Raw genomic sequence first — 21,456 nt, forward strand, 5'->3', positions numbered from 1 at the left:
GATTATGAAAACCAGTCTCAACCTTAGAACCGTAAATGTTACGCGATACATCACTCCTTTGCGGGAAGGTGGTTCCTTGCCTGCGCTCGCTGAAGCCGATGATGATTTTAAATATGTTTTGAAATTCAAAGGTGCCGGACACGGTGTAAAAGCCTTAATTGCCGAATTAATTGGCGGAGAAATTGCCCATGTTTTAAACCTAAAAATGCCAGAACTCGTTTTTGCAAATCTTGATGAAGCTTTTGGGCGTTCAGAAGGCGATGAAGAAATTCAAGATTTACTTCAAGGCAGTCAGGGGCTTAATTTAGCACTTCATTATTTATCTGGGGCCATTAATTTTGATCCAGTTGTAACGGTGGTTGACCCAAAATCAGCTTCTCAAATTGTTTGGCTAGATGCTTTTATTACTAATGTAGACCGAACATTTAGAAATACCAACATGCTGATTTGGCACAAAGAGTTATGGTTAATTGATCACGGTGCTTCACTTTATTTTCATCATTCGTGGACCAATTGGCGAACACATGCACAGAGTCCTTTCGCACTAATTAAGGACCATGTTTTATTGCCTCAAGCTTCTATGCTATCGGAGACAGATGCAATATTTAAAAAAATATTGACTAACGATGTATTACATGATATTGTGAACCTAATACCAGAGGATTGGTTACAATGGGAAGATATTGATGCAACTCCTGAAGCACTTCGAGAAGTCTATTTTCAGTTTTTATCCATACGTCTAAACCATTCCGAAATTTTTATAAACGAAGCACAAAATGCAAGAGAAGCACTTATATGAATATGCCGTAATCCGGGTTGTACCAAGGGTAGAACGCGAAGAATTCCTTAACGTGGGCATTATTGTCTTTTGTAAGAAAGCGAAGTTTATAAAAGTCCTTTATTCGATGAACGAAGCCAAACTGCAACTTTTTTTAGCCGATTTAGATTTAGAACAATTACACCTAAACTTACAGGCATTTGAAAACGTGGCGCATGGCGAAAAATCAGGTGGGCCAATAGGAGAATTTGATATTCCATCGCGTTTTCGTTGGTTGACAGCACTTCGCAGCTCCGCCATTCAAACCTCAAGACCGCATCCGGGATTGTGTGATGATTTGGAGCAAACCACACAACGCTTATTTGAAGAAATGGTATTGTAAATAAATTTTAAAACTGTTTATAAGTCAGTTAGATCAATAAAAATACTTTTACAAAAATTATAATTAAGGAAGAGTATTTAGGTGACGCGCAAGATGCATGCCCATACTAAAGCAAGCCTGCAGCAGATAACCGCCAGTGGGCGCATCCCAATCCAGCATTTCGCCAATACAATAATTGTGTTTTTTATTTTTCAATTGAAAATTTTCATCCACGGCAATTAGTTGAACACCGCCTGTGGTAGATATTGCGTCGTTTAAAAATGCAGAACCGGTTATTTCGAGACTTAATTTTTTAATGTTTTGGGCTAATAATTCCGGATTTAGGTAGGTTTCTTTCGAAAGGTATTTTTTCAAAAGACCAATCTGGGCAGGACTCAATTTAACTTCTTTTTGTAGTGTTTCGCTCGTCTTTTTAAAAGTTGATTTTTTGATCTTTTGAAGCAAATCATCACACCGCAACGTTGGTTTCATATCCAGAAATACAGTTGCCTTTTGTTGCCTCTGCAATTCCTCTCTGATTTGTGGACTAAGGGCATAAATAGCATTCCCTTCTAAACCGAAACGCGTGATAACCGCTTCACCTTTTTGCTTTTTATTCAAACAGCTAATCGCAATATTTTTGAGCGGACTGCCTTCATGTTCCAAAATAAAATCTTCCGGCCAGTTCACACGATACGCACAATTCGAAGATTGAAAAGGAACGATAGGAATACTTTGCTTTTCGAATAAGCTAAGCCAAGTGCCATCAGAACCGGTTACTTTCCAGCTCCCACCGCCTAGTGCAAAAATAGTGTAATCTGATTTTATTTCGGTATCTGCATTGAAAACGATAGCATCGTTACTTGTCCAACTTTTCCAAGTATGTTGGTATTGTATAATAACCCCTTGTTTTTCGAGAACATTCAGTATTGCGTTGAACACCGTTATGGGTTTGATACCACAGTCAGGATACACGCGTTTGCTGCTGCCGATGTATGTTGCAATACCGATGGAATCAATCCACTTTCGAAAATCGTTGTTATCAAAATCAAGGAGTGCTTTTTCCAGAAAATGAGGTGGTGTATAACGCGCGATCATTTCAGCAATGGGTTCTGAATGGGTAAGGTTAAATCCTCCTTTTCCGGCCACCAGAAATTTTCTCCCCAGCGTTTTGTTTTTCTCGTAAATGGTCACGGTAAATTTCTCACAATCCAAAAAAGCTGCGAGTAAAAGTGCTGCTGGTCCTCCTCCAATAATTGAAACTGATTTCTTCACACCACAAAAATAGGTTTTGTTTTACCTATTATCCCTGATATGGGGTTTTATATTAGTTATTGTATTTGTATAAAAAAAGCTGTTTAAAATCATTAAGAACAGCCTTTTTTATAAAAGTACTACCGAACCTAATATTTTGCCGATTCTCCGGCTTTAGGTAAAGATTGTTTTATGAATTGTCTGATATCTTCGTTAGCAGTTTCTAAATCTACTTTTCTTAAGTACATCATGTGGCCGCTTCTATAGCCTTTCCAGGACATTCTGTCTTTTAGTCTTCCGCTTGGGTCCATTTGCCACATGTTGTATTTCGAGTTAAAATAATCACAGGCTCCGTCATAATAACCGGACTGAACCATTACATGCAAATATGGATTTTGTGCCATGGCTTGACGCAGATTTTCTCCGGTTTTATCATTGGAATCGTCCCAAGGTCTAACAGAACCAAACATGTTGTATTTGAAATCGGTTTTGTAGTTTAAATTATTACGCAAGTACATATTGATGGCAGGAGTAAAGGAGTGGAGCCAAGAAGTAAGTTCCGCATTAAAATCAGGTCCGTCACCAGCCGCTTTGCGGTCAATTCCTTTGTAGCGGGAATCTAATCTTCCTACCGTAAACCCTTGATCGCGTAACAATTCTTTCCAGAAATAATCATACGGAACATCTAAATTATTTTGCAAAACTACTTTTTCCGAAAGTCCGGAATAGCGCGCAATTTTAGCAGCCATTTCTTTTCTTTTTTGATCGTCTAATGCGCCTCCTTTGCTCATTGCGGGTAGCAATTCATTTATTGTAAAGTCTTCCACTTCCGGTAACATGGCTGTTAAATCTTTGTTCTGTAAATCAGTAGGTAACATTTTATGATACCAAGCCGTAGCAGCAAAATAAGGTAATTTCAGTGCCGCTTCCGAAGCAACTCCGCGAGCGATTCCCAACTCAGTTGGCGATACCAGAATAACACCGTTCAGATACATCCATTCGCTGTTTTGTAATTCTAGTGCTAGTCCGGAAACGCGGGTTGTACCATAACTTTCACCGATCAAATATTTAGGCGAAGCCCAGCGATTGGTTCGGGATACAAATCCATTAATCCAATCGGCAAGGTATTTAATGTCGGCATTTACTCCAAAGAATTTTGTAGTTGGTATTTCTTTGCTCGTTGCTCTTGAATACGCGGTATTGACCGGATTTACAAAAACAATATCGGCAACATCCAAAATTGAATACGGATTTTCCTTGATTCCATAAGGCTGTAATGGGTAGCCTTCATCATCAATATTAATCAAACTTGGACCCGTATACGCAATTTGCATCCACACCGAAGCCGAACCCGGACCACCATTAAAAGAAATAACCAAAGGGCGGGCGGCACGATCTTTTACATCGGAACGTTCGTAATACGTGTAAAATAAACCGGCAATTGCTTTTCCGTCTTCGTCCCAAACCGGCATCGTCCCAGTGGTGGCTTTGTAGGACACTTTCTGACCTTTGATGGTCGTACTATGTTCCGTCACCACTTGCGAATCTGGATTGAAAGTAAGATTTGCGGCTGAACTTTCTTCTTTTGGAGCGGCAGGAGTTGTAGGTGGTTTTGAAGGTTGGGCATGCAAAGCGGTAAAAAATCCAACGAAGAGCAAGGATAGTACTGTTTTTTTCATAAAGAGATTAGTTTGATATATTTCAATGCTGTTTTTTTTGGAAGCAATTGTAACAGCACTAATGTATTGCTTTTTTAATAGAGTGACAAAAAGCAGAAAGCAGAATTGTAATTACCCAACCATGAAACGGTATTTGGGCGTAACCCCAAAGCAGAAATTTCCCTTTTCCATTCCAATATCTGCAGCTCTGGGGTCGGGCTTTTGGCTCTATCTTTATTCTTTTAAAGAAAAAAAATAAAGGATGCCGCCGCAATCCCTTACGCCAGCCACCCGTAAATAAATAGAAATTTTGGAAATCGTTAGATTTTATTTTCTTGAAATAACGTTTCTAATTGCTCCAGACAAGCGGTAATGCCCTGTTCAAAGCCCATTTCAATCATGGTTTCAATCTCTTTTTCATTAGAATAAAACATCTTGAATTCTATCAAAGTTCCCGATGCTGTTTTAGTAAAAGTAATAGTTCCTGAAGAAACTGGTAGGGAAGGGTTGATATTTCCGTCTTCATCACAAAAGCTGTCTTTAATTTCAAAACTTATTTGTGGTGTTATAGCTGTATAATCCATTCGCCCCCAATGTTTTTCATTATCAGGTCCAACCATAGCGTATAGCCAATAATTGCCAACCGAAAAATTCATTATTTTGGTTTCGGCTTTCCAAGGTTTCGGCGCCCACCATTGTTCCAATAACTCACTTTCAGTGTACGCACGCCAAACTTTATCGAGTGGAGCCGTGAATGTTCTGGATACAAGAATTGATTTCTCTTTTAAATCTTTTACAACAAGTGTTTTGGGATTAGCTGCCATTTTATTTTGATTTAACATTGATTAAATTGATTGTCATTTTACTCGTTTTATTTTTGAAAAAATAAACTATTAAAGGTAGTTATTTTTCTCAAATTCATCAAAATTAAATTCTTCAAAACGATCCAATACTTTTTTCTAATACAATAAATTCTAAGAGTTGTTTTGTTATAGGAATATGAACGTTGCTTGTTGGGAAGGGTTCTCTTACCCCGGTATCTGCATAGCCATTGCGTTTGTACCATGCGATTAATTCTTCCCGAACAGATATGACAGTCATTACAATTTTAGATAAGCCCAATATCGAAGCATGAATTTCAGCCTGTTCTAATAATTTTTTGCCAATGCCACTATTCTGCAATTCTGGGCAAACCGTAAGCATCCCTAAATACAATTGATTCTCTTTTTCTATCAACAGTACACAACCTATAATGTGTTCATTCTTTGTAAATTTTAGGATAGTGTTTTTAGGGTCAACAAGAGTTTCGGTTAGTTCTAGTTCAGTAGTTCGGAGTCCTTCTAACAGATTGGCTTCAGTGGTCCATCCTTTTTTAGAGGATTCACCGCGATAGGCTGAATTTATTAAAATATTTAATAAGGAAACATCTGTATGTGTAGCTTTTGTAATCATGAATAATAGGGTATTCGGATGTTATTATTTATTTCAAAGGTAGAAAAAAGGATATTAAAACAGGATTTTATTTTTGTTCGTATTCGTGTTTTTCCATTGTTACCACCACTCATTTCACAATATAAAATACATCTTCTTATCCATAATAAATCAATTAAAAAAAACGTATAACATTGATAATCATGTAGTTTTTATTATTGTATAATATTTTTTTTTATCTTTGAGTAAAGAAATTATTTAATAATTAAATACATATTAGGATGAAAAATTTAAATATTATTTGGGTACTAATTATGGCTTGTGTGTTGAATATAGCACCTGTTTTTGGACAGTCTTCTGTTAAAAAAAATAAAATTATTGCTGACAGCCAAACAGCAAAGTCAGAGTTCATAAAGAGTGATGGTCTCATGAAAGGGATTTTTGATAAAGCATATGGCTATGCTATATTTCCCAATGTAGGTAAGGGAGGATTTGGTATTGGGGGTGCGGCTGGTAATGGAGTCGTTTATGAACAGAACAAGCTTGTTGGTATGGCAAAATTATCGCAAGTGAGTATAGGATTCCAGGCAGGGGGCCAAGCGTATCGTGAAGTGATATTTTTTGAGTCAAAAAACGATTTGGAGCGCTTTAAAAATAGTCGCTTCGAGTTTTCTGCACAAGCTTCTGCAGTAGCCGTAACCGCAGGTGCATCAACTAACGTAAAATATACGGATGGCGTTATGGTGTTTACTATGCAGAAGGGCGGGCTTATGTACGAGGCTTCGATTGGCGGGCAGAAATTTAAGTTTAATAAATTGTAGTCGTTTATTGTAGTAAAAATTGAGGGGTTTGAGTTCGGTTATTTTCAAGAGTAATACTTACCATTTTATTGAGCATTTTTATCTAATATAATTCGATGTGACGGATTTATTTGTGAAATTTATAAAAAATAAGCATTTTAGATCTTTATTTATAGTTTGTTTTTTAGTCGAAGTTCAAATATGATTTGATATTTTTTTTGGTTTTATCGAGAAAGGCTAAAGCTTTATAGTTTTTTTATGTAGATTTATATTAAAAAATAGCTATTACGCTACAAAAAAAACAATATTTTTTAATTCTATTTTTTTATAAATTAAAAAAATGCATAATTACTTTTATGTTTAGTAGCTTTTAAATTACAAATAGTTTGATATTAATTACATGAAATAGGTATATTTGATAAACATTAAAAAATAGTTTATGGATTATTTTGAAGAAACTAAGGCATTATTAGATAAATCTGTTTTGTTTTATGCAATTACCACCAGTATGGATGGAACGTACTCTTATGTTAATGAGTACTATGCCAAAAATTTTTCACATATAGAAAATAATCTGGTAGGCCAACCATATTACATTACAATGCATCCTGATGATAGGAATACTTGTATGGAAGTTTCTACTAAATGCTTTGAAAATCCTGGTGAGTTATTTCCTGCAACAATTAGAAAACATGATGGGCAAGGAGGATATATTTATACTCAATGGGAATATAAAGCAATATTTGATGAACAAAAAAATCCAGTAGGAGTTTTTTGTCTAGGATATAATATAACGAAGTATGTTGCTGAGGAATTACAACTGCAAAGTGTCCAACAAGAGAATGAAAAAAAATCAGCGATTATTAAAAAAATCATATTTCAGCAATCGCATCTTATTCGAGCACCTTTGAGCAATATAATTGGGCTTAGTAGTATTATAGATAAAACATTACTGGATAGCAATACAAGTAATATTTGCGATATGATTCTGGAAAGTTCAAACCAACTGGACGAAGTAATTAAAGGGATAGTAAAAACGGCCACAACGTAGTTTTATAAATTGAGAAATACTATTTATGAATTGTATTTTCTTTACCTAAACTAAAATTTATTTTGCACACTTAAATAGGTTATCTACTTAACGCTAGAATATTTTACTATTAAAATATAAATTTTCAATTTAATAAAGGTTTAAATAATACATTTAATCGGTCTTTATTTTTATATGAAAATTAAAAAAAAATTATGCTGTTTCGGTTTACTATAAACGCTATTGCAAAAAAACGATTTTGGATTCATCCAGTTTAATTTTTCGATCGATTAGCTTGAACGATCAGTACTTTGATTTTGCTAGATTTCAAACAGCAAATCACATTTTTATAAAAACAAATGTAGAATTTTACCAGCTATTTTGTATTTTAAAATATTTGTACAAATAATATCCTTAAATAGCATCAATTCCTTCTAAATCTTAATTTGTTCACTCTCATTTTCTTCAGACTAAATAGTATGGATTATTACCATTAAATACTATTGATTTTTAGAATTGGTTCAAAAAAAGCACTAAAAATAATCGTTTTCTTTGGTACTTTCTTGGTTGTTTTTAGTATTTTGGCACCAGAATCATTTATAATTAACTGATTAGTATGAAATATAGAGTCACTTCCCCGTCATCAAATCTCAGAGATTTACCGGCAACGCAAAATAATTCCAAAATTTTAATACAAATACCTTTTAGGCATACCGTAAAATTAATTGAGAAAACGACACCAGATTGGTGGAAAGTAAAACTTTTAAATACTGAAAAAGAGGGTTTTGTGTTTTATAAAGATATTGAAGCCGTTGTTGAAACCAACGTAAAAAGTATAGATATTGAAATTCCTAATTTTGAACTAAGTGCTAAAGCAAGTCTAAACAATAAAGAAGAAACGTACAAACCTATTGATGATCCGTCCATCCCTTTTAGGGATATAACAAGTACGGAATCTAAATTGATTTCAATTGGAAACATAATAAAGGCGCTGGATGTTTCAAATAGTTTCAGGTATCAGAAAGATGCTTCGGATACCTATTGTAATATTTACACATTTGACTATTGTTTTTTTGCAAAGGTATATATCCCCAGACTCAGATGGACTGATAAGGCAATTGCGCAGCTTGAGAAAGGGAACGAAGTTGCATTGGTTTTTGATGATACTGTAAAGCCTTTTTATTCAAATTACATTTATGATTGGTTTATACAATCTGGGAATGAGTTTGGATGGGTAAGGATTGAGGATGTAGACGAACTTCAAAAGAAAGTAAATGCTAACGGTGGAGTAGGTATTATTTGCGCCAAAAGACTAATTTTGAATAAATCGGGACATATTGTAGTGGTAGTGCCAGAAACTGATACAGACAAGGCCTACAGGAAAGACGGCAAGGTGATTTATCCATTACAGTCCCAAGCAGGCGCTGATAATTATAATTATTTTTCAGAAATAAGAAAAGATTGGTGGAACAATAAAGAGCAGGAAAAAGGATATGCCTCTGCTATTTTTTATTATCATGACTAGTAAAAAACCTTTAAATAGTATACTTCTTGCTGTCATAGGGCAACAAGAAGTATAGTGTTTGTCACTTATTTTTTAATTAACAAAGAGCTGCAAAAACCTTCTTTGTAATAGGTATCATGTAAGCTGCTGTATATTTGTTCGTAAATTAGTATAGGATCATTAGATTCTATTTTAATAGACAACATGTCTTCTAAAAGGAGAATAAGGTTTGATGGTACACAGGTTTCTTTGCCATGTATTATAGATTCATAGACAAAGTTATTCCACTCCAAATCACAAATTGGATTTTCGATTTCGTTCAATAAGGCATGATCCATTATAAAAACAAGAAAATTCAAAACTTCTTGTAAGTATTTTTCGTTGAAATAATCAAATATTCTAAACTCAATGCCATGATTTTTGTGCTTGTGGAAATTGATATCAAGCCCAATTTTATCAATTTTTTCGTAATCTGATATTTCAGAATAGCGGTTCACCCACCACATTGGATTCTCATGCATGGGGTGTTCATTAAAATTCATCTGAACAATTTTCCCGGTTTTCATTACATTGGTATCATATGTACCCACCCCAATGTATCTTGACATTGCACATCTTTGAGATGCTTTAGTTAAATTGACACTGCTGTCATGATGGGATAAATAATCGGATGAACCAAATTTTATCATAAACAAGGGGCTCAACCATTGAAATAATCGAATAGCTCTCTGATGTTTTTTTATAAAATCTATTTTGTCTTTAATTTCACCTTCCTTATTTAACTCAGTTGGAATAGTTAAATTGAAATGATAGGTCATATTATTAAAAACAGAATAATTAGTGTTGTTTGAAATAAATATAGCAAAGGGATGGTTTTCAGAACATATTTTTATAGCGCCATATTCCGTAAAGATTTTATCTTTTTGAAAGGCATTTTGTAAATTATTTATAAAGCCTTGTTTAATTGTAGCAAGTTCAGTAATAACGGAATCAACATCTGTTTTGTAAAATTTTTGCGTAACAAACTCGACAGTATCACCATCAAAAATGAATTCTTTTTGAAGTTCATCTATAAAATAAGGATTGCTTTTTTGTAGTATTTCAAAGATACTTTCCCCTGAATATTCTGGATTTGGTTCGTTATCAATGGGGTCAAAAGTTTTATGATGATTATTGATGTCCGTTTTTGTAAACGAATGGGAGTTCATTAGCACTGGTAAATAGTATTCTTTATCGGATAATATTTTTTGTAATGAAGTATTGAATATGTTTTCTTTGTAATTGTTAAAATGATTTACACTATATTTTTCACGAAGTCCTCTGTTTAGCAAAAAATGTTTGTCCACCACGCGATGATTTTCAAACTCTAAGTAACATTCGTTTTCGATTCCTACGCCCCAATACAAATCATTTGATTTATATTGATTCCTATAATCTTTGTGCTTATCCAATAATTCAATTTCAAAACTAACAGCATTCATGCTATGATCCGTCATAAACTTTTTTCTCCTTCTTTTAATAAATTATGTTGATATGGGAAGCTACTTTATCAGGTAGTTTTTTGAAGTATTTTTAATTCATTGAATTTTATAGATAAGATTCAAATAAGGTATTAAATACTTAGTCATTTTTTTGTGTGGTTTGTATTTTTGTATTCATACAAGACCTAAAGATATACCACTTAATTTTCGTGCAAAACTAGGTATAATATAAATCATATTCAAAGAATATTTTCAGATCTGGAATTTTATTTTTTTGCCTCGAAATTTATTGTTTTTGTTACCCCTAAATTACTCATAATTATATATTTAAAATTGGAGACTAAAATGGGCAAGATTACTATTTGTTATTCTAAAACTCATTCTTATGGTCACTCTATTAATAGGTTTATTTAAGTATAAACAAACAGTTGAAATGGATTTTGTCATTTTTTCAGTAGACAAAAATTACAATTCTTAAAAATGGCTTTAAATACTAAAATTTCGTGTCAGCTTTCTGAATTATTTGTTTCGTTTGGAAGAATTTAATTTTTAAATCTGCGGTTTAATTTTTAGTCTTATTTTGACCTTGTTACTTTAAAATTTATCAAATCATACTAGTGTTAATTTAGGAGAATTTTTACGCCAAAAAAGCTTTTAGTTCCTGATAATTTTTAATTTTCACGCTTACTTTTCTCTTTCCTAAAACACTTTTAATTTGCGAAGGAATCGGCAATTTTACGTTTAAGATTGGTTCTACCGTATCCAAAAACTTAATAGGGTGCGCAGTTTCTAAGAAAATACCAATTGCATTCGGATGGTTTTGTAATTCTTTTTGTAATCCCAAATAACCTATTGCTCCGTGGGGTTCTGTGATGTAACCGTCGATATCGTATATGGTTTTCATTGCATTAATAGTTTCCTCATCAGAGAACGTAAATGAAGAAAAATCTTTTTTGAACTGTTTTACATCATTTTGATACATTTCCTGAATTCGGATAAAATTACTTGGATTTCCCACATCCATCGCATTCGAAATAGTGGCAATAGAAGGCTTAGGGTCGTAAATTCCGTTTTCTAGAAATCGTGGTACGGTATCATTTACATTTGTAGCGGCTACAATATGTTCAATAGGCAATCCCATTTTTTTAGCAATGATTCCCGCACAAACATTTCCAAAATTACCACTTGGGCAAGAGAATACAAATGTTTTGTTTTGCTTTTTTAAAGCCTTATAGGCAAAGAAAAAATAAAACATCTGAGGCAACCAGCGCGCAATATTAATTGAATTTGCCGAAGTTAGATTTCTATGTGTTAAACTTTCGTCAAGAAAAGCTTTTTTCACCATATCCTGACAATCATCAAAAACACCATCTACTTCAAGTGCTTTAATATTTTGACCTAATGTGGTCAATTGCCGTTCTTGAATATCACTTACTTTTCCTGAAGGATACAGGATAATTACTTCAACGCCTTTTACGCCAAGGAAACCGCTGGCTACCGCACCACCTGTATCTCCAGAGGTAGCTACGAGAACTGTGTTTTTACTATCTTTATTATCTTTATTGAAATAACCCAGACAACGTGACATGAATCGTGCGCCTACATCTTTGAAAGCCATGGTCGGACCATGAAACAATTCTAAGGAATACATATCTTTTTCGACTTCGATTAAAGGGAAATCAAAGCATAATGTTTCGGCAATGATTAGTTTTAAAGTGTCTGCTGGGATTTCGTTACCCACAAATTGTTTGATTGCCTCAAAAGCGATTTCTTCATGACTTAAATTTTCGATAGTGTCAAAAAAAACAGAAGTTAAAGGGGTAATTGTTTCTGGAAAATATAATCCTTTATCAGTTGCTAATCCCTGGATTACGGCTTCTCGGAAAGAAACTTTGGGTGCGTTATGGTTTAAACTGTAATATTTCATTAGTTATATTAATTTTAGAATCCCCAACCTAACCCTTCCCAAAGGGAAGGGAGACGAAACTGGATTTAGAACGTGTTTATTGTAATTTTAAAATTACTATTTTTATTTCTTTTTATTTCCCCTTCTCTGATCAAGGAATTATATTATTTTCATTCCTTCATCATTTACCTTAGAAACGTGAATTTCGTATGGTAAATTCATTGCATCGTATACTACACTCATAGCTTTTGCGATCTTATCAGCAGTTTCTTTTCCTTTGCTTAGCGCAAAAATTGAAGGGCCTGAACCCGAAATCCCGGAACCTAAGGCTCCGTTTGCTAATGCCGTATGCTTGATTAAATCAAATCCGGGAATCAAGACACTGCGCAACGGTTCGACAATTTCGTCATGCAACGAGCGCCCGATTAATTCGTAATCTTTAGTATAAAGACCAGCAATTAATCCTCCCACATTTCCCCATTGCACAATCGCACTTTTCAAGGAAACAGTTTGCTTTAATACGGAACGAGCATCCGAGGTTTTCAACTCAATTTGAGGATGTACTACAGTAGCATACAATTCAGATGGACTTTCAATTTTGATAATATCCAAAGGATTATAACTTCTTACCAACGTAAATCCGCCTAAAAGGGCTGGAGCCACGTTATCAGCATGTGCATTTCCGCTGGCTAGTTTTTCACCTTGCATTGCAAATTGTACTAATTCTTTTCTTGTAAATGGGCGTCCCAGTAATTCATTGATTCCAAAAACAGCACCAGCTGAACTTGCGGCACTGCTACCAATTCCGCTACCTGCTTTGATGTGTTTGTAAATTTCAATTTCGAACCCAAAGTCGGTTTCTATCGCTTCTAGCATTGCCAAAGCAGATACGCCAGCTACATTTTTTTCAGTTTCTAAGGGCAAGTCAGCACCTACAATTTTAGTGATGCGAATCCCTTTTTTATCTGATTTTCGGATAATCATTTCGTCACCCGCAGTTTCTAAGCACAGTCCAAGGACATCAAATCCACAGGAAAGATTAGCGATTGTGGCTGGGCAAAATATTTTTATTTCATTCATAATACGAGTCTTAAAGTCTAAAGTCATAGAGTGGTAAAGTCTTTGGAATGAATATAAAATCAAGAGGCTCCTTTTAGACTTTACAACATTCGACTTTACTACTTATTTATATGTTTCCAATTCTAATCACATCAGCAAATATACCCGATGCGGTAACTGCAGCTCCTGCACCGGCTCCTTTTATAATTAATGGTTGGTCTAGATAACGATCTGTAAAGAATAGTACGATATTATCTTTTCCTTCCAGATTGTAAAAAGGATGGTCTTTCGGGATGAATCGTAGACCAACATTTGCTTTTCCGTTTTCGAATTGCGCTACATATTTTAATCGAGAATCGTTACTTGATGCTTCGTTATAAATAGTTTCAAAATGGGGCTCATGCTTCAATAAGGATTCAAAAAAAGCTTCATTTGAGGTCGTATTTAAACATTCTGCTGGTAAGAACGATTCGTTAGTTATTTCGTCAATTTCCATTTTGTAACCGCTTTCTCGTATCAGAATTAATATCTTTTTTGCTACATCAATTCCACTCAAATCAATCTTAGGGTCCGGCTCTGTAAATCCTTGTACACCAGCTTCTTTAACAACGTCATGAAAAATAGTGTTTTTATCAAAATTATTAAAAATAAAATTTAGGCTTCCAGATAAAACAGCTTGTATTTTATTGACCTTGTCTCCTGAGGCAACAAGATTTTTTAACGTATCTATTATTGGTAACCCAGCTCCAACATTAGTTTCAAAAAGAAAAGGTGCATTGAATTGTCTGGATAATTTTTTAAGGTTTTTATAATTGTCGTACTCGGAGGCGCAAGCGATTTTGTTGCAAGTTACTACGGCAATGTTTCGTTTTAAGTACTGCTCGTACGTTTTCGATACGCTTTCATTTGCAGTGATATCGACAAAAATACTATTGCGAAGATTGAGTTCTTTTACATTAGAAATAAATTTTTCTTTATCTGCGGGTTCCCCAGTTTCTAATGCAAATTGCCAATCTTTAAGAGAAATTCCATCTTCGTCGAAATACATTTTCCTAGAGTTTGACAAAGCAATGACACGTAGGTTTATTTTTAGATTGTCTTTTAGGAATTTTTTTTGTTGGTGAATTTGTTCAATGAATTTCTCCCCCACGTTTCCAACGCCCATCACAAATAGATTCAATTGTTTGGTGTTTTCTTCGAAAAAGTTTTCATGTAATGAATTCAATGCTTTCTTTACATCTCTTTCATTGATTACTGCCGAAATATTTCTTTCGGAAGCTCCCTGAGCAATCGCACGGATGTTCACGTTATTTTTGCCCAAAGTACTAAACATTCGACCGCTTAAACCTTGATGATTTTTCATATTTTCGCCAACCAAAGCAATGATACAAAGGTTTTTTTCAACAATACAAAGTTCTATTTTATTTTGTGAAATTTCCACTTCAAAAGCTTTGTTAATTGCATCTTCGGCTACATTTGCATCTGAATTTAGAATTCCGATACAAATTGAATGTTCAGATGAGGCTTGAGTAATAAAAATCACATTAATATTTTTATGTGATAATACCTCAAAAAGCCTTTTAGATGAACCGGAAACTCCAATCATTCCTGATCCTTCAAGTGTAATCAATGTAATGTGATCAATATGGCTAATTCCTTTTATAGGATTAGATTGGACTATTTCTTGATTTGAAATATATGTTCCTACGGCTCCAGGTTCGAAAGTGTTTTTGATTAAGATTGGAATATTTTTTTTCAAAACCGGTTGAATCGTTGGCGGATATAAAACCTTGGCACCAAAATGGGATAACTCCATCGCTTCCTGATAGGAAATAAACGCAATGGGTTGCGCTTGTTTTACAATTTTTGGATTGGCTGTAAACATTCCATTGACGTCTGTCCATATTTCCAAGTCATTTGCATGCATTGCTCCAGCAATAATGGCTGAAGTATAATCGGATCCACCGCGACCTAAAGTGGTATTAATACCGTCCAAGGAGGCAGCAATAAATCCGGGCATGACCACTACCTGATTTTCATTTGAAGCAAAAAAATCAACGATTAATTTATTAGAAATGTCAAAATTAACCACAGCTTTTCCAAAACGATTGTTGGTTTTTATCAGTTCGCGACTGTCTTTATAACTACAGTTTTTTAGATTTTGTTTTAACGCCTCGGCAATAATATAGGACGACAATAATTCGCCAAAACTTAAAATTGTATCGGAAGTTCTGGTTGATAACTCTCCTAAAAGATAACATCCATCCAATAAGGTTTCCAAATGATTGATAATTCTTTTGATATGGCTCAAAAGGCTACTTTGTTGGTTTATGGGAATAAGTTCTTTGAGAGCGTCTAAATGTTTTTTCTCTATATCGGCAAGAATATCTTTAAAGCCTTCGTCTCCAGCTGCTGCTTTTTGGGATGCAATTTGGAGTAAATCAGTAACTTTACTGAAAGCAGAAACCACAACTATTAATTTTTCTTCTTGTGCTTTATGGCTAATAATAGCTAAAACTAGTTTTATGTTTTGTGCATTGGCAACCGAAGTTCCGCCAAATTTTAATACTTTCATACGAAGTTATTTATTTTTTATGTAATAGGGAATCGCCATTTTTTATTTGTAACAGGCTGACAATTTAATTGTATGTGTTGTTTTTCTGAAAAAACAATCGTTTGTTATACACCCAAGAACTTTCTTTCTTCAGAAAAAATAGATAATTAGGATTATATGTGAAAGGTTTACCCCAATGGGGTAGTAGAAGTAGTAGTAGACTTAACAGCAGTATCAACCCAAATTTGAGTTGTTATCGAAGTGTGATATGTTGTTTTCTTGTTTACCATTTTGATAATCCAAAAGTACAGTTTTTCGCAAAAAACTAGAGGTTTAATTGTGTTTTTGCGAATATTTTAAAATTATAAGTGCTATTTGCGGATAATTAAATATTGAGTGATTTATGATGTGCGTAATGGAGTTATTCGTATAATTTAGTTCTTTTTACAAAGGTTGAATATAATTCAAATATAGTTTTATTTTAGTCAATTGATTCAATTGATGCTTGTGTTGCATTCAAATTAGGCTGAACTTGTCTATATTTAAAAGGTGAAGGTTTGTATAATATTTTAAAGAAGAAAAAAGGGAGCAATTAAAATTATAGCTATTCTAGGTCCCATGTGAATATTTACATGAAATTTATTATTAGGTTTTGTTTAACTGTAAAGTTTAAATTATTATCAATAAATGTTGCGTATTTATAAAGATTTATTCATTTTTACTTTTTAAACACGATCAAAATGGATAACATACATTATATTAGTACTGAATTACTTAGCCTTGAAGCATTAGAAGAAATTGTTTCGCATCATAAATCTTTGGCACTGTCTGAAGAAGCAAAAATTAATATTGAGAAATGTCGTGATTATTTAAACAAAAAATTGGCTTCGCATTCGGATCCCATTTATGGTATAAATACAGGTTTTGGATCGCTTTGTAATGTTAAGATATCTAGCGAAAATTTATCAAAATTACAGGAAAATTTAGTAAAATCGCATTCGTGCGGAACAGGTGATGAAGTACCTGTCCAGATTGTGAAACTGATGTTATTGCTAAAAATTCAATCATTAAGTTATGGTTATTCCGGAATTCAATTACAAACGGTAGAGCGCTTGATTGCGTTTTATAATAATGATATTCTGCCCGTAGTTTATACACAAGGTTCGCTTGGGGCTTCAGGAGATCTAGCGCCTTTGGCTCATTTATCGTTACCATTATTAGGGGAAGGAGAGGTTTATTTTGAAGGAAAGAAAGTGCATTCTAGTGACGTTTTAAAGCATTTTGATTGGGAACCAATAGTGTTACAATCTAAGGAAGGATTGGCCTTATTAAACGGAACACAGTTTATGAGTGCCTATGGAGTACATATCTTAATTAAAGTCAGCAAATTTTCTTATTTGGCTGATTTAATAGGAACAATTTCCCTTGAAGGGTTTGATGGAAGAATAGAGCCTTTTAATGAATTAATACATTTTATTAGACCTCATAAAGGTCAAATTGTAACTGCAAACCGCATTAAAGGCTTTCTGGACGGTAGCGAAATTATTGAACAGCCCAAAACGCACGTTCAAGATCCTTATTCTTTCCGATGTATGCCACAAGTGCATGGTGCTTCAAAAGATGCAATCGAATATGTAAGAAAAGTGTTTAAGACAGAAATCAATTCAGTTACCGACAATCCCAATATATTTATTGAAAGTGATCAAATCATTTCAGGAGGAAATTTTCACGGACAGCCTTTGGCTTTAGCCTTAGATTTTATGGCAATTGCTTTGGCAGAATTAGGGAGTATTTCCGAAAGAAGGACCTATCAGCTGATTTCGGGCTCCAGAAGTCTTCCGGCTTTCTTGGTAGATAATCCAGGATTGAATTCCGGGTTGATGATTCCGCAATATACAGCAGCTAGTATTGCAAGTCAAAACAAACAATTAGCAACTCCTGCGAGCATTGATAGCATTGTATCTAGTAACGGACAAGAAGATCATGTGAGCATGGGAGCAAATGCCGCAACAAAAGCTTTGCGAGTTTTAGATAATTTAGAGCGAATTTTAGCGATTGAGTTGATGAACGCCTCACAAGCAATCGAATACAGAAAACCATTATTATCCAGTGATTTTATTGAAATGTTTTTAGGAGCGTATCGCAAAGATGTTCCATTAATCAAAGAAGATCGGATTTTGCATTATGATATTGAGAAGACGGTTTTGTTTTTAAATACTTTTCAAATAGAGAGTGATTTGTTAATATTAGCTTAACATTAGCCGTTAATAATCAAGTAATTTTGCCTAACTAAATTTTAATGAAATGAACATAAATAATTTTTTCCAATTTTTGGTTCCTAAAGATAAAAAGTTTTTTCCACTTTTTGAACAAGCATCTAGCAATTTAATTGAAATAGCGACAAACCTGCACGAAGCTGTAAATCTTCCTTTGAAGGAACGTGAGGATCTTTTTCAAAAAATTGATACCCTAGAGCAAAAAGGAGAGGATATAACTCGTCAAACGAGTCTTGAATTGAGTAGAAATTTTATTACTCCATTTGATAGAGAAGATATACATTCTTTAATTACTTCTATTGATAATGTGGCGGATAATCTTCATGGTGCAGCAAGCAGAATGAGATTGTATCAAGTTGATAAAATTACAAAATCAATACGTAAATTAACCGAAATCAATCTTGAAGCCTGTCAAAATATTGATGTTGCTGTGAAAGAATTAAGGGATTTGAAAAAAATAAAAAATATCACCGACGCATGTGTCAGAATCAACAAATTAGAAAATAAATCAGATAATGTTTATGATAAAGCAGTTCTGGATCTATTTGAAAATGAAACGGATGCTAAAAACATTATAAAGTACAAAGAAGTATTGTCAGTTTTAGAAACTGCTGCGGATAAATGTAAAAGTGTAGCGAGTGTTTTAGAATCAATTGCTGTTAAACATTCTTAATTCAATCGGTTTTATTCTGAAATTATAATTATGGAATTTACTTTACTTATTGTTATTATAGTCCTGGCCTTAATTTTTGATTACATTAATGGTTTTCATGATGCGGCTAATGCTATTGCAACCGTTGTTGCCACAAAAGTTTTAAGTCCTTTTCAAGCAGTGGTTTGGGCTGCTTTTTTTAACTTTTTGGCCTATTGGGTTTTTGGTTTTGGTGTAGCAGATACAGTTGCAAAAACGGCTAACACCATGGATATCAACTTGGTTGTTATTCTGGCTGGTGTAATTGCGGCTATTATTTGGAATTTATTTACATGGTGGCAAGGAATACCTTCCAGTTCTTCTCATACACTCATAGGCGGTTTTGCTGGTGCAGCGATAGCTCACGCTGGTTTTGGTGTAGTTTCTTGGTACAAAGTAGGAAGTGATGGAGGAATGCCAACAGGTGTTTTAATCATTATTGCTTTTATTATATTGGCTCCATTGTTAGGTGCTTTGATGTCTTATTTGATTTCGATTTGGCTGCTTAATGCGTCCAAAAAGAGTATTTATCCAAAAATTTTCACAGCTTCTTTAATGATTTTAACGATTTGGTTCGTAGAAAGTCAAATGGTTTATTACAATGAAATTGTGAAACCTCGTTTTGATTCTCATTTCTGGAGCGTTGCTTTTGAAGCACACAATATTAAATGGTTTTTGGTTGCCTTTATTATTCTTTCAATAAGCTTTTTTTGTTTGATTTTTAGTAGTTTAAATTTAACTCAAGCTACTGCGTGGTTAAAAAAAATGCAACTATTATCGTCTGCAGCCTTTAGTTTAGGTCATGGTGGGAACGATTCTCAAAAAGTAATGGGTATTATTGCAGCAGCAGTAGCGGTATACATTCATACCAGCGGGGTAGCGCAAGAAAGTTTACCTAGTTGGCTAGACGTTGTTCTTCCAAATGATGAGGGTGCTTTTAAAATGCCTACGTGGATTCCTTTGGCTTGCTATTCTGCTATTGCCGCAGGAACATTAAGTGGTGGTTGGAAGATCGTCAAAACAATGGGATCTAAAATTACAAAAGTGACTTCTTTTGAAGGGGTTGCCGCAGAAACTGCCGGCGCATTGACACTATATTTTACAGAACATTTTAAAGTGCCCGTAAGTACAACACATACTATTACAGGATCTATAATTGGAGTAGGACTTACTAAAAGAGTATCTGCAGTTCGATGGGGGATGACCGTAAGTTTATTATGGGCTTGGGTTTTAACAATTCCAATATCGGCAATTTTGGCAGCAATAATTTATTATATCTTTAGTATTTTTATTTAGAAGTTATAGAGAAGCATAAAAAAACCATTCTTAAATAGAATGGTTTTTTTATGATCTAAAAAATTGATTTTTTTTAAAACTGTAGAGCTTTTATATCTTTAGATTCAGCAAATACGCTTTTAGAAAAGTATAGTAGGATACAATTTCAAGATTGTTTTTCTGTACTTCCTACACTGTTTTTATTGCTATTTTTTGCTTACACTTTGTTCTGAATATAAGACTAGCTTTCAAACAAATGAGTCAGGGCAGAAAGTCTTATTTGTGGTTGTGATGGAGTGTCTAAATTTTTATAATTACTAATACCTATTGGTTTCATGTGTTTAACGAATGTAAAGGGAACCATTATTTTTTAGAAAGGGCAATCAATCGCCCAACTGCAAAGTTGCTATTGCTTGAATGTTAATTTGTTATGATTTTATTTTAGAGATTTTTTCTCTATAAATTTGAGCGTATTACTCTTCCAAGTATCCAAATTTACCGGTATTCACATCTTCAAATGCTTGTCTGATTTCGGCCTGAGTATTCATTACAAAAGGACCGTGTGCGGCAATAGGTTCCTGAATTGGTTCACCACTTAAAATTAAAACAATTGTGTTTTCAATTGCTTCAATTGTAAATTCTTCTCCTTCATTTTCAAATAATACAAAATGGTCTCCAGAAATATGTTCCGTATTGTTGACTTTTAGACTTCCTTCAATGACCAATAAGCAGGTGTTGTAAGTGGCTGGAAAATGAAAAGAGGCTTTTGCTCCTTTATTTAATTTTGCATTTAGTAAATGCACTGGTGTAAAAGTTGAGGCTGTACCTTTAACATTTTCGTATTGTCCTGCTATAACCTCAATTACGCCTCCATTTTCAGGAAGCTTAAATTTGTTGATTTGGTCGTTAGTAATTCCCTGGTATTTTGGTGTAGACATTTTGTCTTTTGCGGGAAGATTGATCCAAAGCTGTACCATTTGAAAATCACCCCCATTTTTACTGAACTCTTCTTCATGGTATTCTTTATGTAATATTCCCGAAGCAGCAGTCATCCATTGTACATCACCTTCGCAAATGATACCACTATTTCCGGAACTATCATGATGTGCTACTTTTCCTTTGTAGGCAATTGTAACGGTTTCAAAACCTCTGTGAGGATGAACACTAACGCCTCTGGGTTGGTCCGTTGGCGGAAAGTAAAATTTAGAATTATAATCCATCATAATAAATGGACTCATTCTTTTCATGTCTAAACCAGGACCACTTGGGATAAAATTGTGTACTCTAAATCCGTCACCGACCATGTGTGGTGGAGGTGGAGCCAATACTAATTCAATGTTTTTTGTTTTCATTTGGATGTCTTCTATTAATATCAATACAAATTTATTATAAATTAAA

Annotated in this window: 17 protein-coding genes; 8 read left to right on the forward strand and 9 right to left on the reverse strand. The window is 34.0% G+C overall.

Annotated features, from left to right (window positions below):
* Positions 1-4 precede the first annotated feature (4 nt).
* Together AC0608_RS07130 and AC0608_RS07135 are read left to right on the forward strand one after the other, a co-directional pair.
* Positions 5-799, forward strand: coding sequence for a HipA family kinase (locus AC0608_RS07130; protein ID WP_478288589.1), 795 nt, complete (start codon positions 5-7; stop codon positions 797-799).
* Complete coding sequence (locus AC0608_RS07135) at positions 777-1,160, forward strand: DUF3037 domain-containing protein (RefSeq protein ID WP_478288590.1); 384 nt, start codon at positions 777-779, stop codon at positions 1,158-1,160. Before AC0608_RS07130 ends, AC0608_RS07135 begins: the two co-directional genes overlap by 23 nt.
* Positions 1,161-1,223: 63 nt before the next feature.
* On the opposite strand, the gene AC0608_RS07140 is transcribed toward AC0608_RS07135, so the two are convergent.
* The 4 genes from AC0608_RS07140 to AC0608_RS07155 all read right to left on the reverse strand — a co-directional run bounded on the left by AC0608_RS07140 (position 1,224) and on the right by AC0608_RS07155 (position 5,503).
* Positions 1,224-2,414, reverse strand: coding sequence for a BaiN/RdsA family NAD(P)/FAD-dependent oxidoreductase (locus AC0608_RS07140; RefSeq protein WP_478288591.1), 1,191 nt, complete (start codon positions 2,412-2,414; stop codon positions 1,224-1,226).
* Between the two features lie 128 nt (positions 2,415-2,542).
* Positions 2,543-4,072, reverse strand: a complete 1,530-nt coding sequence (locus tag AC0608_RS07145) for a S10 family peptidase (RefSeq protein WP_478288592.1) — start codon at positions 4,070-4,072, stop codon at positions 2,543-2,545.
* A 299-nt stretch (positions 4,073-4,371) separates the two neighbouring features.
* Positions 4,372-4,875: an SRPBCC family protein gene (locus AC0608_RS07150; RefSeq protein ID WP_478288593.1), complete on the reverse strand. Its 504-nt coding sequence runs from the start codon at positions 4,873-4,875 to the stop codon at positions 4,372-4,374.
* 112 nt (positions 4,876-4,987) lie between these two features.
* The gene (locus tag AC0608_RS07155; protein ID WP_478288594.1) at positions 4,988-5,503 is read right to left on the reverse strand and encodes a GNAT family N-acetyltransferase; all 516 of its coding nucleotides are present in this window, start codon (positions 5,501-5,503) and stop codon (positions 4,988-4,990) included.
* A gap of 260 nt (positions 5,504-5,763) precedes the next feature.
* On the opposite strand from AC0608_RS07155, the gene AC0608_RS07160 reads away from it, so the two are divergent.
* The 3 genes from AC0608_RS07160 (at position 5,764) to AC0608_RS07170 (ending at position 8,837) form a co-directional block, all read left to right on the forward strand.
* Complete coding sequence (locus tag AC0608_RS07160) at positions 5,764-6,303, forward strand: lipid-binding SYLF domain-containing protein (protein WP_478288595.1); 540 nt, start codon at positions 5,764-5,766, stop codon at positions 6,301-6,303.
* A gap of 418 nt (positions 6,304-6,721) precedes the next feature.
* Positions 6,722-7,333: a hypothetical protein gene (locus AC0608_RS07165; protein WP_478288596.1), complete on the forward strand. Its 612-nt coding sequence runs from the start codon at positions 6,722-6,724 to the stop codon at positions 7,331-7,333.
* Between the two features lie 595 nt (positions 7,334-7,928).
* Positions 7,929-8,837, forward strand: coding sequence for an SH3 domain-containing protein (locus AC0608_RS07170; RefSeq protein WP_478288597.1), 909 nt, complete (start codon positions 7,929-7,931; stop codon positions 8,835-8,837).
* Between the two features lie 65 nt (positions 8,838-8,902).
* On the opposite strand, the gene AC0608_RS07175 is transcribed toward AC0608_RS07170, so the two are convergent.
* The 4 genes from AC0608_RS07175 to thrA form a co-directional block, all read right to left on the reverse strand.
* Positions 8,903-10,312 carry a hypothetical protein gene (locus tag AC0608_RS07175; protein WP_478288598.1) on the reverse strand — a complete coding sequence of 470 codons (1,410 nt, stop codon included), beginning with the start codon at positions 10,310-10,312 and terminating at the stop codon, positions 8,903-8,905.
* 622 nt (positions 10,313-10,934) lie between these two features.
* Positions 10,935-12,224 carry a threonine synthase gene (gene thrC, locus AC0608_RS07180; RefSeq protein ID WP_478288599.1) on the reverse strand — a complete coding sequence of 430 codons (1,290 nt, stop codon included), beginning with the start codon at positions 12,222-12,224 and terminating at the stop codon, positions 10,935-10,937.
* Between the two features lie 138 nt (positions 12,225-12,362).
* Positions 12,363-13,283: a homoserine kinase gene (locus AC0608_RS07185; RefSeq protein ID WP_478288600.1), complete on the reverse strand. Its 921-nt coding sequence runs from the start codon at positions 13,281-13,283 to the stop codon at positions 12,363-12,365.
* Positions 13,284-13,389: 106 nt separating this feature from the next.
* Positions 13,390-15,837, reverse strand: coding sequence for a bifunctional aspartate kinase/homoserine dehydrogenase I (gene thrA / locus AC0608_RS07190; protein ID WP_478288601.1), 2,448 nt, complete (start codon positions 15,835-15,837; stop codon positions 13,390-13,392).
* Positions 15,838-16,556: 719 nt separating this feature from the next.
* On the opposite strand from thrA, the gene hutH reads away from it, so the two are divergent.
* From hutH to AC0608_RS07205, 3 genes are read left to right on the forward strand one after another with little or no spacing between them, the layout of a single operon-like run.
* Positions 16,557-18,071 (forward strand): histidine ammonia-lyase, encoded by a 1,515-nt coding sequence (hutH, locus tag AC0608_RS07195; protein ID WP_478288602.1) that lies wholly within the window; start codon positions 16,557-16,559, stop codon positions 18,069-18,071.
* A 49-nt stretch (positions 18,072-18,120) separates the two neighbouring features.
* A complete protein-coding gene (locus AC0608_RS07200; RefSeq protein WP_417960296.1) occupies positions 18,121-18,765 on the forward strand; it encodes a DUF47 domain-containing protein in 645 nt (214 codons plus the stop codon).
* Positions 18,766-18,795: 30 nt separating this feature from the next.
* Positions 18,796-20,079 carry an inorganic phosphate transporter gene (locus tag AC0608_RS07205; RefSeq protein WP_417960295.1) on the forward strand — a complete coding sequence of 428 codons (1,284 nt, stop codon included), beginning with the start codon at positions 18,796-18,798 and terminating at the stop codon, positions 20,077-20,079.
* A 452-nt stretch (positions 20,080-20,531) separates the two neighbouring features.
* Here the strand turns inward: AC0608_RS07205 and AC0608_RS07210 are convergent, their stop codons facing one another.
* The gene (locus tag AC0608_RS07210; protein ID WP_478288603.1) at positions 20,532-21,410 is read right to left on the reverse strand and encodes a pirin family protein; all 879 of its coding nucleotides are present in this window, start codon (positions 21,408-21,410) and stop codon (positions 20,532-20,534) included.
* Between the last annotated feature and the right edge of the window lie 46 nt (positions 21,411-21,456).

It is taken from the genome of Flavobacterium sp. GNP008 (assembly GCF_056428965.1).